We start from the raw sequence: 14,432 nt of genomic DNA on the forward strand, positions 1-14,432 counted from the left end.
CATGTTTGATTAGTACCTCCTTGAAAAACTCTATTGATTTTTTTAAGTATGCACTAAAAAAGAATTTTTGCCTAGGCGAGTGGTTTGACGTTTACGTTGTAATAATAATGGATATCATTCGAAGGTGTTCTATAATAGTTGCTGGATTTTATTTTCCATCTGCTGGTTATAGTTTACCACTTACAGTTACTTTATTACATTGAGTGATGACTTGATTTTCTTCTTTTTTTCAAACGCTTGGACCCTGCTAGATAAATCGAAGTTTTCTTCTTGGAGAAATTGGAGTCGTTCTTTATACGAAATGATTTCTTTTCTCAATTCATCTACTTCATTCTTTAAATCCTCTAAAAGAATATCTCTGTGAACCATTTTTTTTATGTTTGTGACAGCTTCGTCTAATTGTTCTCTCAGTTCGGTTATTTCTATTAGCGGAGAATTTGAATTGTAAACATCTTCTACATGTTCAATGTAATCTTTCAATACTTCGTTATTATAAATGGTTTTTCTACTTACATCAATCATGTCAGATACAGATGCAATGTTGATTTTAGTGTTCTTCAGCCAGGTCAAAGCGGTCTCTTGTTCTGATAGACGTCTGGAAAGTTCTACTTCAATTTTAAAAAGGTGCTTCTGTTGTAAAGCAGTAAGCGCAGTGTATTCATATCCAAGTTTGATTAATCGGGCATGAAGTGTATCTAAAATTTCTTTTTCATCCATAAGTCGATTTCCTCCTTTATTGAATCGAAATTCATTATGACATCTAATAGGTTAGGATAAAGTGCAATAATTTCGTCTATTCCTTTTAATTGGATCCTCTGTTTTAAATCATCAAGTTCAGGGAGCAATCTTTTTCGACATAGGTTATGAAGTTTGTTTAATTCTTTTGACGCTTGTAATTTAAATCCATTCCGCTCGTTGTATTCAAAAGTTTTTTTTGTTGTTTTAAAATCGTCATACGAAGTATCGGTCATATAGTATACATGGAACAAATTTGGACAAATATTAAAAGCACAGAACATTTCATTAGTCCTGGCATCTTTAGAACATTCTCTTATTGAAGTCTTTATACATACTCCGCCTCTTTTTGCTCTGATAACAAATTGGTTGTTCAGTGAACTGATAATTGTATCCAAATCGCTTTCTACGTTAAAATTATTATCGCGAATAAACTTGTCAATATTGTTTTTTATCTGTACTGCGTCATTACCAAGAAGTTCAACTTCGCTAGCAACTAATTCTTTGAGAAGTTTGTTAGAGTATTCGATATCTTCTTGTTTCGGAGTTTTGGGTCTAACATAATAACCGATCATATCATCGCTTAAGTGTCCCATATATTTTTGTATATAAAGTAATGGTACATTGCGCTGATAAAGTTCTGTACAAACATGGACTCTGAACTGCTTTGTAGTAGGTGAAAATACGGAGAGGCCTCTATTCTTCGCAACAGATAACTCTGGAAAAGGGGATCTTGAACCTTTTGAAAAATCTGAATATCTGTATAAAAAAGCATGAAATGTTGAAGTACAATAAGCGTTTGAAGGTGGAAGCGTTTTGGAATTTGGTAAATAGATTAATTTTGTCTTCTTGTAATTGGGTTGACTGGTTCTTAAACCAACCAAAGTGTCAAAAGCTTCCTTTGTAAGCTGGTTTGCGAATATTGTCACCTCGATGTATTCTTGTTCCTGACTGCCTGGTTTGAATTCTTTTGCTTTCAAAAAATAAGCAATGCTGTCAATGTTTTCCAGGTTTGTACTTGACAAAGAGTCTGTTTCTAATGATATAATGGCTGAAATACGCAATCCGGTTTGACTTAAAATTACATAAATACAAGCTATGCTTCTATATATATAATTCAAGCTTTCATTTCGCATTGAGTTAATTAAAAAAGAGAGTAATTTGTTGAAATATTCTTTTGGAATATCAGGTGTTTTATTGATTTCTATTAAATTTGTGGCAATTTGATTATAGGTGAATCGGCTATCAAAAATTGATAAATCGAAGTTCAATTTATAAGTGTAATTGGCACTAACAAACTCAAAAAAGTGATTTAACGCTGTATAAAACATTGATTGTGTTGTGGCGGAACAGTGTGATTTTGTCTCGAAATACTGTTCAATTGTGTTTGGGAAAACCATTTCTAAAGAAGTCACATTTTTCGAGTCTAAATATATTAAGAAATTTTTGATATCAGAAAATCGTCTATGCACTGTTGAAATCTTTGCTGGTAAATTAAGTAAGCAAAATAAAACGAAGAATTTTGTTGTGTTTATAAAGTATTCGGGTAGGCCAGAGAAAACAAATACCGAATCTTGGAATTTTTTCATGCTTTGATAAGGTCTAAAATCCCATTTACTGTCGTTGAATTTTATGTCACTGTCTTTAAATGGAAGATATTTGATATCATCCAACAAAACTTGAAGATACTTTGCGTTTTCAATTCCATATTGAAAATGGTTGTCTATTGTCCAATCAATTCCTGAGACGGGACATGGTTTGACTGTGATGCTATTCATTATTATGGGCTCCTTTCTTTTTTAGGATTTCCATTAGATATGCACAATAGAGTCTTTTGATGTTTACTAAATCATCTTTATCGTGTTGTGTTAATGCGTTTGGAATCATTATGTCAATTTGGGAGATAGAATCACGAAAATACTGTGCGTGATTGACGGTGGTAATAAAAGAACAACACATTAAACAAGATAACGAATTTAATATCGAACATCTATCTTGCTTGCAATAGCCACAATTGTGTTCGACAGAATGCGCCGCATTTTCAATATGCTTGTTTTCAATTATATCAACTATTTCCCCAGTAATAGTTACATCGCCTATTATAATACCGTAAGTTGACTCTAGCATTTTGGTTAATTCGATTTCGATATAATGGTTTTGTGTCGTATTGATGTTTTTATGACCTGACAAAACGGCTAAGGTTACGTCACTTTCAGCATGACGCATTTTATATTCTAAAGCTTTAGTCATGTGAGTATCTCTTAAATTACTTGCGCTATAAATAGGAGTTCCTGCCTCTTTACAACATTTGGAAAAATAATTTCGAAAATCATGAGCGCTTATTGGACGAAAATTATTCATGGTTGTTCTGTATACAAATAGGTATTTCTTTAATGAATTTTCAGGGCACTCATTTCTAACTGTAGCTGATAATTTGAGGATATTTTCTAAATGCAGCTTGGTTAAGTCCGAAACCACAGCTATATATTTTTGACCATTTGAAGTTTTGCTCGTTGTTTTTATCAAAAATTGATTATCTTTCATTGTTTCGGTTATACAATCTATGTGCAAGTGGCAGATGGAAGATATACGAAATTCTGTTTGAAGACACACGTGAAATATTGTGTAACATAATTCGTTGAAATAGGATTCGTTCTTGTGTGCTATTAATACCTTGTTTATTTTGCAAAGCTCATCCTTTGGAATGGCGAGTGCATGATTTGTTGGAACAACTTTGAATTTTTGTAAATATTTAAAAAACATTAATTCAAAAGTTGCTATTTGTTTTGTGTCTAAAAACGTCAAAAAAATCCGTATTGCACATAAATATTCTTCTTTTGAACTTGCGGTGTTTTGGCTTTCATCAATATAATTGCGAATCAAATGTGCTTCCCATATATTAAAATGAGTTAGGCTGGGATTAGGGTAATCTTGCCTTGATTTTGTGTCATATATGTAATTCAGTATTTGGCTTAAAATTCTATACTGCTCATATTTTGAAGTGAAGTTGACTTTAAGGTTATTCCAAACAAATTGCATTAAGCAAGTTTTATAAACCGAAGATTTGATCTGGGAAAAATCAAATTTTTGAGTTGTTGTCGAAATACATTTGGTAGAAGTTCTTTCGTATCCATTTATGTGTAATATCCATTTTTCAGATGTTGGAACCGGTGCCAGTGGATTATAATACAAAAAGGAAAAACCATCCAATTGGCATTTGGTGAAATCGGATCTTTTTAAAAAGTTAATGTCAATATTGTCATAGTCTTTAAAAATATTCTTTCCTTCTCCAGAAGGATGTTCGATTAAATATATATAAAACCTATTTAAGATACCAATTAGCACCGCAGTGTTTGGAAACTGTTTATAGTATTCGAATTGCGATTTGTATATAGTAAAATTAAAATCCGAATATGTACTTATTGCAGTTGCATATTTGTTTAAGCTATAATCAAACTCATTATAAAAAAGAGCTGTCGTCGGATTATATTTAGCAGAATCATTGGAGCAAAAAGCCTCAACGATTTTCCGGAGGTTCGAATTATCGACTCGTATTATATGGTAATCGACTCTCGGAGAACTGCTTTCTAAATAACGCCAGCTTACAAAAAAATATTTAATATCATCGTTTACATATGGTAACGATGCCCAACGAAGAGAAGAAGACCAATGGTTCAAATCAAAAAGATTGCTGATTGATAACAATTTGTCTTTATATAAGCCTTTATACAAATCATTATTTAATAAAAATAAAAGCAATGGCGAGCAGAAAATTGCAGCTTGGTTGTTTGACGTCACTATGTCACACAAAAACGCCCATGTGATATCATGTGATGCTTTGGGTTTTAGGCTATCTATAAAGGATAATAGTGAGCCGCGGATTGTCTTTTTTAGAGCTATGCCTATTTTGAAAGATGATTTTGTGATTCTTTCATCTACAAGGTTAAATACGAAGTTTTTCAATATGTCATCTTGAATGAGATTAATATGATTTATAAATTCATAAGCTAATTCAGAGTTTCCTAACTTCTCAATCTCATATCTAGGACGGTCATTCATATGCATTCTCCTTTAATCCTGGGATAAGATCGTATAACTCATTAACAAAGGTGTTTTTGATTTTGTACTCATCTTCTTCTGTTGGGTTATAATATTTCATGGTAGAGGCTAGAGACTTATGCCGCATTAGTTTTTGAAGTTCTAAAACATGAGTCTTCAGATATTGAACTTGGAACATTGCAAATCCATGGCGGAAACGATGACTAAGATTTGTCGTTTTGGAGCCTGTATCAATTGGAATGTCAGCTCTTACAAATACAGATTTGATGTATTTGTTCCATGTTTGTGCAGACAATACGGTCCCGATTGAGTTCAAGAAAACATAATAATTATCTTCAGAATAGTTTATAGTTGAAGTTGTGTCAGCAGAAACTTTTTTGCAATATCTGCTGTGATTATGCGCACGTGCTTTAGCATGAGCTCGCTCTATGTATTCGTTTAATAATTCATAAATATCATAGGTTATAATTATTTGCTGATAGCCCACTCCTTCGGTTTGATAGTCCTTGCTTTTATATTGTTTCGCATTAGTTATATGCATACAGGTTTTGGCATGCTGAAAGAAATCGTCAGATAATCTGTCTCTGAGATATAAAACGGGACATAGCTTCCCGTTAATTTCTATTTCTGCCAAATCTTCAAATGTCAAACCTAGCACCTCTCCTAATCTAAGTCCAAATTGATACATTAGACGAACTATACATTCTGCAAGTAAATTTCTGTCATTTCGGATGATACTAATAATTGTTTTAAAATTATCTACAGATATATACCTAGGCACTCTTTTGACAGGTGTCCCTGTCTTGAGGTTAGATTTATAGGAAGTGACATTTTCGGCCTTTTCAGTTATAGGATTTATGTTAAATGTTATGAATTCACGAGTTTCAAATAAACTGTCACATTTTATGCCTAAATAAGAAAAAAAAGAACGATAAACCTGTAGATATTCGTTAACAGTAGCGTTGCTTCTTACGGTTTGCAGATTCATAGAGTATGATCCTTGACTCGGAGAATAACCCAAGAGAAAATATTTTAATTTTTCAATATTATCATGGTTCAAGTCGGTTAGTTTGGTTTTTGTTAAACTTAAAAAGCAATGCAAAAAGCGAAGAGCATAGATGGATTTTTCTCTGGAATTATAAGGTTGTTTTGCCATTTTGATGTTTATAAACCGGTACACAGGAGAAACCACTTCCATATTATCATTATACAAAACAAAAGTATTCGTATTCTTCTTTTTGATTTTGTATAATCTATAGTGTATTTCTTCGCGGAATATGATTTTTCCATTATCATCTGCGTGTATTCTTTCAAAGATATTTGTGTTGTCTTTTTTTATTTCGTTTAATATAATCATGTAAAGACCACCTTTCTCACCAACCACGTCATATTGGGAAATATACACACTTTGTAAAATAATCATAACATAAATAAGTAAAAAAGCAAATAATATTATGTAGAAGCATGTGTAAAGTTAAAAAGAATAAAAATATAGTTTGAAGCACAGACAGAATCAAGGTTTCGTTCGTTTTACACAGTTTTAGAAATAATCATTTGTACACGAGGGATATGGATTTCCCATCGGCGGAGTTGCAGCTACTTTATGGCCATATGGAGCCATATCCCCGGGGGGAATCGGATACGACATCAACTGCGGTGTCAGGCTTCTGAAATCGGATTTCAGGTTTTCCCAGATTGAACAGTATATTGAGCAGCTGGGCCATGAAATTTACACGAGTATTCCTTCCGGAGTCGGAAAGGGCGGAGATATCAGGCTTTCAGGCAAAGAACTGGACAGTGTGCTTGAGCATGGTTCGAAGTGGGCAGTCAGGAACGGATATGGAAATGAACAGGATCTGGAAAGGACGGAATCTTCCGGATGTCTGGAACATGCCTGCCCGGATGCAGTATCCGAAAAAGCAAAGAAAAGAGGGATCGACCAGCTGGGAACCCTGGGATCCGGAAATCACTTTATAGAAATCGACATTGTGGATGAGATTTACGATGCAGAATGTGCAGCGGCCTATGGCCTTTTTAAGGGTCAGGCGGTGGTCCTGATCCATACAGGCTCAAGGGGCCTGGGACACCAGGTGGCAACCGATTACGTGAAGATCATGATGTCTGCCATGGAAAAATACGGGATAACCGTCCCCGACAGGGAACTTGCCTGCGCCCCTTTCGACTCGCCTGAAGGGCAGCGCTATTATGCCGCAATGGCTGCGGCAGCAAATTTCGCCTGGGCAAACAGGCAGGTCATAACCCACAAGGTAAGAGAAGCCTGGGGAAGGGTTCTGGGCAGGGATGCCAGACTTACCCTTCTTTATGACGTGGCCCATAATATTGCAAAAATCGAAAGCCACGAAATCGACGGAAAATCCAAAAAGGTGATCGTCCACAGAAAGGGCGCGACGAGGGCATTCGGGCCACATCATCCGGACGTTCCGGAGCCATACAGGGCAGTCGGACAGCCCGTCATCATACCCGGAAGCATGGGAACCTTCTCGTATGTGCTGGCCGGAACCGATGTCGGCATGCAGATGTCTTTTGGCTCCTCCTGCCACGGCGCCGGAAGGAAGATGTCAAGAAGCGAGGCAACCAGACGGATCGATGGGAAAAAGCTGATGATGGAACTCCGGGACAGAGGCATCTATCCATACATCGGCTCCATAAAAGAGCTGGCCGAAGAAGCGCCGGAGGCTTATAAGGATGTAAATGAGATAGTCGATGTCATCCATAGGTCAGGTATTGCGAAAAAGGTTGCCCGCCTGAAGCCGGTGGTAGCTATAAAGGGATAAAAATTGGTACCTGACACCATAAAAAAAGTATAAACAAAAATTTACCTTCACTTTTGTTTGCGTTAATCAGTTTTTAACCTTGCAGTGATATCATAATCTACGTCACAGGGAGCAGGAGTTAGAAACAGAACGGCAGATTTATCTGAAGGAGGTAAACGATGTTTTTATATGATTATCATATGCACTCGAATCATTCCAGAGATGGGCGGGATTCGATTTCCAGTCTGGCATATGCGGCAGCAGGAAAAGGTCTCAGAGAAATAGCGGTATCCGATCACTACGAGCCGACGTCGGGAAGGGTATCAGCGATGCGGTGAAGCTGATAGAAAGAGCCGGTTTTTCTTATGTGACTTTATACGAAGACAGAAAGCCGTATATGGTCAGGATTACTGAGAGACCCTCTGTCTGTCTGCCGGTCAGAAATTCAGCCTGAATCAGCCTGAAATCAGCAAAAAGCAGTTGAAATCAGCAGAAATCAGGATGCGAAAATACGGAAAGCAGGATTATCATATGAGAAAGGAGCGGATTTTTCATGTATAACAGTAATGGAAGAAGTATATTGAGCCAGGAGGCGATTGCGAATTATCAGATTCCATTAACGATGATAAAGAGGCGGATCATCGAGGAATTCCTGGAAGAGAATCAGGATCGTTACAGCCTGGGAGAACTTGGATTTTTAGAGAATACGGCATTGCCAAAATGGAGATATGTAGCAGAAGAAAGGATCGTCCATGATGAGGGGATCCTGTATCATAGTCTTTTCGATATCGCGGAGGAGCTGCTTGCCATCAGGGATTTGCTGGAAACAGATTTTCAGGAGTATAAGAAAAGAAAGGCCAGGGAAACGGAGAAGCTGAAAAACAGTTTCCGCTATGGCGTCATGCAGCTAAGGATATTTGGAAAATCAAAATCTGGCATGAAGGTAATCGGCAGAGAAGAGGTTGCAGGAATTATCATCGGTGAATGGCTTTATTACAAATATAACCATAAGCCGAATGGGGCTATCAATAAGCACAGAATAGATTCGGGCAAGGTGCTCAGGGTAAAGGGATATCATACGTATGAAGGATTGATGCGGATCCATCCAAAATACGAGGGAACGGAAGACATATTTGAAGCGCTGATCCAGCAAAAAGTGAAGAGAGCATCCTAGATGTTCTTTTTTTATTTTTTGGTACCTGGTACGATGAACAGATAATGAACGAAAAATGAACAAATAATGAATAAACCAGATGATGACAGACATCAAAAAATCCGTTATATTAAGAATAAAAAGGTTTGGTACCTGACACCATAAATAGGTACCTGACACCATAAATAAAGTATAAACAAAATGGATTATCAGCGAAAGAAGGTATTTGTATGTTTTGGATCAATCTGCTTCTGGGCATCATGGTTCCGGCTATATTAACAGCGATAGGAATTATATTCCTAAAACACCCGCCCAAAGAAATCAACTTTATTGCCGGCTATCGGACAGCCAGATCAATGAAAAGCAGGGAAGCCTGGGATTTTGCCAACAGATATTCCGCCAGGCTTATGCTAATTTGCGGAATTATGCTGTTGATCATATCTGCCGCTATCATGGTAATATTCCGGAATAAAAGCGAAGATATACAGGCTATGATCATGGTGATCTTATGTACTGTTCAGACGATCGCTATCGTAGTAACCATTATTCCGGTCGAGAAGGCATTGAAAGACAAATTTGACGAACAGGGACGGCCAAAGATATAAGAATCTGCCAGAGAGAAGGCTGAGAGGCGCGCGTATGCTGAAAGTGAAGATAATCGTCAAAAACATTGAATATGACAGCATAATCAAAAAGATTCCCGACGGCAGGTGGTACCTGTCCGTATTCAGAAAGGCGATCAAAAAACTCCCCTCTAAAGGAGAAGCGCTGGTCTGGTTTGTTTCGAAATTCAAGGAGAGGATCATCGTCAAAACAAATGCGTATATCGCCGGGAATCATGTGGCAATTAAAATTCTGGACATGGAATTGCGAAAAGGAAAGGGGAGGAGATCTGACATGCTGAAATTCGATTTTCTGCTGGAAGAAATTGATTATGAAAATCTGGTGAGCCAGTTGTTAAAGAAGACATTGGCGAACATGGAGGAAAAGGATGGAAAATCAGGAGAGCTGGCAAGATACGTGGCCGGTCTGGAGAAGGTGCCCTATCAGATGATTGAGGCAGCATTTGGAACCCTTTCACAGGAACAGAAAAACGAGATGGTAACCCGGATTTTTGACATTTATAAGGATGACCTGGTTTCCGCAATCAATAAAATTGCTGCAAAGAATGAAATAAAAGCAGAACTGGCATCCGTGAATGTCACCGCACTTTAAATCCAACAGCCATTATGTTACAGTAGAGACAGCACAGCAATTACTAGTTATTGGGAGGAAGAATATTCAAAAATGAAATGTTTAGTATTGGCCGGCGGTAAGGGTGACCGCATATGGCCGTTGTCGAGAAAGAATTACCCCAAGCAGTTTATACAGATACAGAAGAACCACTCCGTTTTTCAGGAGACCATTGCCCGGAATATTCCTTTTTGTGATGAGTTTATCATAGTGACAAACAGGGATTATGAATTCATTGTGGAAAATCAGATGCAGGTGTTTCAGGGGATCACCTACAGATGCATATTTGAGGAAATCGGAAGGAAGACGGCGGCGGCCATTGTGCTGGCATGCCTGCAGTTTCCTTTGTCAGAACTTGTTTTTGTCACTGCCGCGGACCAGATTGTGGAGGGTGACACCTACAAGGACCATATCCTCAATGGAAAAAAACAGGCAGAGAACGGATATCTCTGCACATTCGGCATGCAGATCACGGAGCCGGAAACCAGATTCGGATATATCCACCACAAAGAGGACAGGGTGCTGGCATTTGTGGAAAAACCGGACAGGGAGACAGCAGCCGGATTTGCGCTGCGGGACGATTATCTGATTAACAGCGGAATGTTCCTGTTCCGGATTGGAAATTTCCTGAATGAAGTACGGGCATATGCGCCGGAGCTTTATGAAGCCTGCAAAGAGGTATATAAGAACAGGAAGATCAGGAAAGGGCACAGCTTCTTTGACAGGGAGCAGCTTCTGTGCATTCCGGCCATTGCCATCGAGAAGGCGGTTTTTGAAAAGACCAGGATAGCGAAAGTGCTCCAGAGCGATTTTTACTGGAAGGACATAGACAGGCTTGAAGACCTGACGTCCACGGAAATCAGGACCGGAACCCCCGGCCTCCAGGTTGCCTCGGGCTGCACGAACACGACCATTGTGAATCAGTGCAGCAGGAGGGCAGTGGTAGCCAACGGTCTGGAAGACGTTTTCATCGTCAATACAAAGGACGCCGTATATGTGGGAAAAAACGGACACTCCGGCAACCTGAAGAAAATCCTGCAGGAAAATCCGAAGCTCCAGCCTTTTTTTGAAAAAGGGCGCATCACATACAGGCCGTGGGGAAAGTATGAACTCCTGATCGATGAGCCGAATTACCGGGTGAAAAAGGTGATCATCAATCCCGGGAACACAATCTACAACCACAAGCATCTGTACCGCAGCGAACACTGGTCAATCGTCCAGGGAACCGCAAGGATCACCATGAATGACATTACCGCAGAGTATTTCGCCAGGGACAATGTGGATGTGGGAGCGGATATCTACCATCAGGTTTCCAATATCGGCCTGGATCCCCTGATCATTATCGAGGTGGCCACAGGCGAACATGTCAGCGAAGAAGATATGGTCTCCATCCAGACGCCGGACCTGACAGAATCGGAACTTGGGTTCAAAGCTCCGCCTTTCGTAAAGCTGTCTCCTGCATTCAAGGATTATCTTTGGGGAGGGACGAAGCTCAGGGATGCCTTTGACAAAAACTGCGACTACGATATTATAGCAGAAAGCTGGGAGCTGTCGGCCCATCCGGCAGGACAGAGCATCGTCGAAAGCGGCCGCCACAAAGGCATGCTGTTCGGAGACTACCTGGACACGATCGGCAAGGAATATCTGGGCTGGAAATGCAAGCCGATGGCAAGCTTCCCGGTACTCGTCAAATTCATCGATGCGAAAGACGACCTGTCCATACAGGTCCATCCTGATGACGACTATGCACTGGAGGTCGAGAACGAATATGGCAAGAGCGAAATGTGGTATGTCGTGGAAAGCGAAGAGGGAGCCGGCATCTACTGCGGATTCAACAGAGACATCACAAAAGAAGAGGCAAGGGAACGGATCAGGAACAACACGTTCATCGAAGTCCTGAACTGGATCCCTACAAAAAAGGGTGACGTATTCTTCATTCCGGCGGGCACGGTCCATGCCATCGGCAGAGGCAACCTGATCTGCGAGATCCAGCAGAGCTCCAACAGCACCTACAGGCTCTATGACTATGACAGAAGGGACAAGTTCGGGAATGCGAGGGAGCTGCATCTGAAAAAAGCACTGGATGTCCTGACGTACGAGAAATATGAAATCCAGGAATTCGAAGACAGCATTGTCGATACGCCCGCATACACATCCAGGATACTCAGCCAGTGCAAGTATTTTGAGTGCATGAGCTACAAGATCAAAGAAGGAATGGAAATAGAAATAAAAGAAGATTCCTTTATGTCCATCGTCTGCGTTGACGGGTCGGGATATCTTTGTGAAAATCAGGTAAGGACGGAATTCAAGACTGGAGACAGCATATTTGTAACTATGGGAAACAGGGTCCTGACTGTGACGGGAAAATGCGAGATTATCATTACCCATATTTGAGTGGAGTGTCAAAAGCCTATTTATATAATAGTAGTCGTCAATTTGCACAGTTTTCGACAATGAGGACGTGATGCAAAACATGTTCATTCGCAGCGCGCTCTCGCTTAGATGAAGACGTAGCGGTACGTAAGGCCGCAAAATACGCGGCCCAAGTGCCGACGTCTTCATAAAGCTGCTCATTGAATCATGTTTTGCATCACTGCGTGTTGGATGGCGAATATGCAAATTGACGAAGCCGGACGTTACAGGAGGACGTGATGCAAAACATGTTCATTCGCAGCGCGCTCTCGCTTAGATGAAGACGTAGCGGTACGTAAGGCCGCAAAATACGCGGCCCAAGTGCCGACGTCTTCATAAAGCTGCTCATTGAATCATGTTTTGCATCACTGCGTGTTGGATGGCGAATATGCAAATTGACGAAGCCGGACGTTACAGGAGGACGTGATGCAAAACATGTTCATTCGCAGCGCGCTCTCGCTTAGATGAAGACGTAGCGGTACGTAAGGCCGCAAAATACGCGGCCCAAGTGCCGACGTCTTCATAAAGCTGCTCATTGAATCATGTTTTGCATCACTGCGTGTTGGATGGCGAATGTGAAAATTGACGAAGCCGGACGTTATAAGAGGGCTTTTGAAATGCTGGTCATAATTGGAAAAAAATCCAAATAAACATCCAAATAAACCTCCGGTTAACACGACCTTTGGTTAAAAACAACTCCGCCTACAACTCCGCCTAAAAAAACACTTGACCTAAAGTTAACTTTAACAAGTATAATGTTTTGGCAATGTGCGTTTCTTTGATTTTTATTTCTGAGAAGAAGCGCTGCAAATGAAAAACCTGCTGCTGTAAGTACGGCTAAGAGTGGTTCGGACAACATGATTTATGAATGACAGGGAGGAAGACAATGGAAAAATCAAATGTATATTTTTCGGATTTTCGCGTAGGACCGGGATCGAATTTATTAATCAAGCTGCAGAAATTATGCAAGGCTGCAGGAATCCAGGATATTGACATGGATGGGAAGTTCGTGGCGATAAAAATGCATTTTGGGGAGCTTGGAAATTTAGCTTTTATAAGGCCGAATTATATAAAAGCGATTGCAGATATGGTGAAGGAACAGGGGGGGATGCCGTTCCTGACAGACTGCAATACCCTCTATCCGGGAAGCAGGAAGAATGCCCTGGAGCACCTGGATTGTGCAAATCTCAATGGGTTCAATACGATTACGACAGGCTGCCAGATTATTATCGGGGACGGCCTGCGTGGAACAGATGATATCAGCGTACCGGTCGCAAATGGCGAATATGTCAAGGAAGCGATGATCGGACGCGCAGTCATGGACGCAGACGTGTTTATCAGTGTCAGCCATTTTAAGGGCCACGAGATGACGGGATTCGGCGGCGCAATCAAGAATATCGGCATGGGCTGCGGAAGCAGGGCAGGAAAGATGGACCAGCATTCTTCAGGAAAGCCTCTGGTCGATCCGGAGCTGTGCCGCGGCTGCAGACGATGTGCAAGGGAATGCGGATCCGATGCGATCCTGTTCCAGAATAACAAAGCGATCATCGACCAGGAGCTCTGCAAAGGATGCGGACGCTGCATCGGCGCATGCGCCTTTGATGCCATTGGTGTACCACAGTGGGATGCCGGAGAAGTGCTGGGCAGGAAAATGGCGGAATATACCCAGGCCGTATGTGCCGGACGCCCCTGCTTTCATATCAGCCTGGCCATGGATATCTCGCCTAACTGCGACTGCCATGGAGAAAATGACGCTCCAATCCTGCCTGACGTAGGGATGTTTGCCTCATTTGATCCGGTCGCACTAGACCAGGCCTGCGTGGACGCATGCCAGAGGCAGGCTCCGATGCCGAACAGCCAGCTGGCTGATAATCTGGCACAGGCAGGCTGGCACTGCCACCATGACCATTTTAAGGACAGCAACCCGAACGTAAGGTGGAAAGAGACCCTGGAGCATGCCGAAAAGATCGGCGTCGGAACCCGGGAGTATGAGCTGGTAGTGGTTTAGGACAGTTTCGGGCTGGAATGATTAAGACCGCCAGGATCAAGACCGCCAGGATCGGATA

The 14,432-nt window shown here is 40.7% G+C and carries 10 protein-coding genes and 1 pseudogene; 7 read left to right on the forward strand and 4 right to left on the reverse strand.

All coding sequences use genetic code 11. The features are described 5' to 3' along the window. Positions 1-186: 186 nt before the first annotated feature. From BJR36_RS15185 to BJR36_RS15200, 4 genes are read right to left on the reverse strand one after another with little or no spacing between them, the layout of a single operon-like run. Positions 187-717, reverse strand: a complete 531-nt coding sequence (locus BJR36_RS15185; RefSeq protein ID WP_091235922.1) for a hypothetical protein — start codon at positions 715-717, stop codon at positions 187-189. Then, the gene (locus tag BJR36_RS15190) at positions 696-2,513 is read right to left on the reverse strand and encodes a site-specific integrase (RefSeq protein WP_091235925.1); all 1,818 of its coding nucleotides are present in this window, start codon (positions 2,511-2,513) and stop codon (positions 696-698) included. Before BJR36_RS15190 ends, BJR36_RS15185 begins: the two co-directional genes overlap by 22 nt. Continuing rightward, positions 2,506-4,794 (reverse strand): site-specific integrase, encoded by a 2,289-nt coding sequence (locus tag BJR36_RS15195; protein ID WP_169823727.1) that lies wholly within the window; start codon positions 4,792-4,794, stop codon positions 2,506-2,508. The genes BJR36_RS15190 and BJR36_RS15195 overlap by 8 nt, the downstream gene beginning before the upstream one ends. Next, the gene (locus BJR36_RS15200) at positions 4,787-6,217 is read right to left on the reverse strand and encodes a tyrosine-type recombinase/integrase (protein ID WP_091235930.1); all 1,431 of its coding nucleotides are present in this window, start codon (positions 6,215-6,217) and stop codon (positions 4,787-4,789) included. Before BJR36_RS15200 ends, BJR36_RS15195 begins: the two co-directional genes overlap by 8 nt. Positions 6,218-6,362: 145 nt before the next feature. Here BJR36_RS15200 and BJR36_RS15205 point away from each other — a divergent pair. The 7 genes and pseudogenes from BJR36_RS15205 to BJR36_RS15230 form a co-directional block, all read left to right on the forward strand. Then, positions 6,363-7,589: pseudogene (locus BJR36_RS15205) on the forward strand (RtcB family protein); the annotation flags it as partial. Between the two features lie 158 nt (positions 7,590-7,747). After that, on the forward strand, positions 7,748-7,906 hold the full coding sequence (locus BJR36_RS20370; RefSeq protein WP_169823729.1) for a PHP domain-containing protein: 159 nt from the start codon (positions 7,748-7,750) through the stop codon (positions 7,904-7,906). A 215-nt stretch (positions 7,907-8,121) separates the two neighbouring features. Further along, positions 8,122-8,742 (forward strand): hypothetical protein, encoded by a 621-nt coding sequence (locus BJR36_RS15210; protein ID WP_091235935.1) that lies wholly within the window; start codon positions 8,122-8,124, stop codon positions 8,740-8,742. 209 nt (positions 8,743-8,951) lie between these two features. Then, positions 8,952-9,326 (forward strand): SdpI family protein, encoded by a 375-nt coding sequence (locus tag BJR36_RS15215; RefSeq protein ID WP_091235938.1) that lies wholly within the window; start codon positions 8,952-8,954, stop codon positions 9,324-9,326. A gap of 34 nt (positions 9,327-9,360) precedes the next feature. Continuing rightward, a complete protein-coding gene (locus tag BJR36_RS15220) occupies positions 9,361-9,936 on the forward strand; it encodes a hypothetical protein (protein WP_091235941.1) in 576 nt (191 codons plus the stop codon). Positions 9,937-10,008: 72 nt separating this feature from the next. After that, a complete protein-coding gene (locus tag BJR36_RS15225) occupies positions 10,009-12,348 on the forward strand; it encodes a type I phosphomannose isomerase catalytic subunit (protein WP_091235943.1) in 2,340 nt (779 codons plus the stop codon). Positions 12,349-13,252: 904 nt separating this feature from the next. Continuing rightward, entirely contained in the window at positions 13,253-14,374 is a 1,122-nt protein-coding gene (locus tag BJR36_RS15230) for a DUF362 domain-containing protein (protein ID WP_091235946.1), read from the forward strand. Positions 14,375-14,432 lie beyond the last annotated feature (58 nt).

The organism is Anaerobium acetethylicum, assembly GCF_900096945.1.
Taxonomy (GTDB): Bacteria; Bacillota; Clostridia; order Lachnospirales; family Lachnospiraceae; genus Anaerobium; species Anaerobium acetethylicum.

Excerpts from the sequence above, each read along its gene's own strand:
- BJR36_RS15225 (WP_091235943.1), top strand. The coding sequence starts at position 10,009 with ATGAAATGTTTAGTATTGGCCGGCGGTAAGGGTGACCGCATATGGCCG.
- BJR36_RS15220 (WP_091235941.1), top strand. The coding sequence starts at position 9,361 with ATGCTGAAAGTGAAGATAATCGTCAAAAACATTGAATATGACAGCATA.
- BJR36_RS15200 (WP_091235930.1), bottom strand. The coding sequence starts at position 6,217 with ATGATTATTTTACAAAGTGTGTATATTTCCCAATATGACGTGGTTGGT.
- BJR36_RS15215 (WP_091235938.1), top strand. The coding sequence starts at position 8,952 with ATGTTTTGGATCAATCTGCTTCTGGGCATCATGGTTCCGGCTATATTA.
- BJR36_RS20370 (WP_169823729.1), top strand. The coding sequence starts at position 7,748 with ATGTTTTTATATGATTATCATATGCACTCGAATCATTCCAGAGATGGG.
- BJR36_RS15190 (WP_091235925.1), bottom strand. The coding sequence starts at position 2,513 with ATGAATAGCATCACAGTCAAACCATGTCCCGTCTCAGGAATTGATTGG.
- BJR36_RS15185 (WP_091235922.1), bottom strand. The coding sequence starts at position 717 with ATGGATGAAAAAGAAATTTTAGATACACTTCATGCCCGATTAATCAAA.
- BJR36_RS15210 (WP_091235935.1), top strand. The coding sequence starts at position 8,122 with ATGTATAACAGTAATGGAAGAAGTATATTGAGCCAGGAGGCGATTGCG.
- BJR36_RS15230 (WP_091235946.1), top strand. The coding sequence starts at position 13,253 with ATGGAAAAATCAAATGTATATTTTTCGGATTTTCGCGTAGGACCGGGA.
- BJR36_RS15195 (WP_169823727.1), bottom strand. The coding sequence starts at position 4,794 with ATGAATGACCGTCCTAGATATGAGATTGAGAAGTTAGGAAACTCTGAA.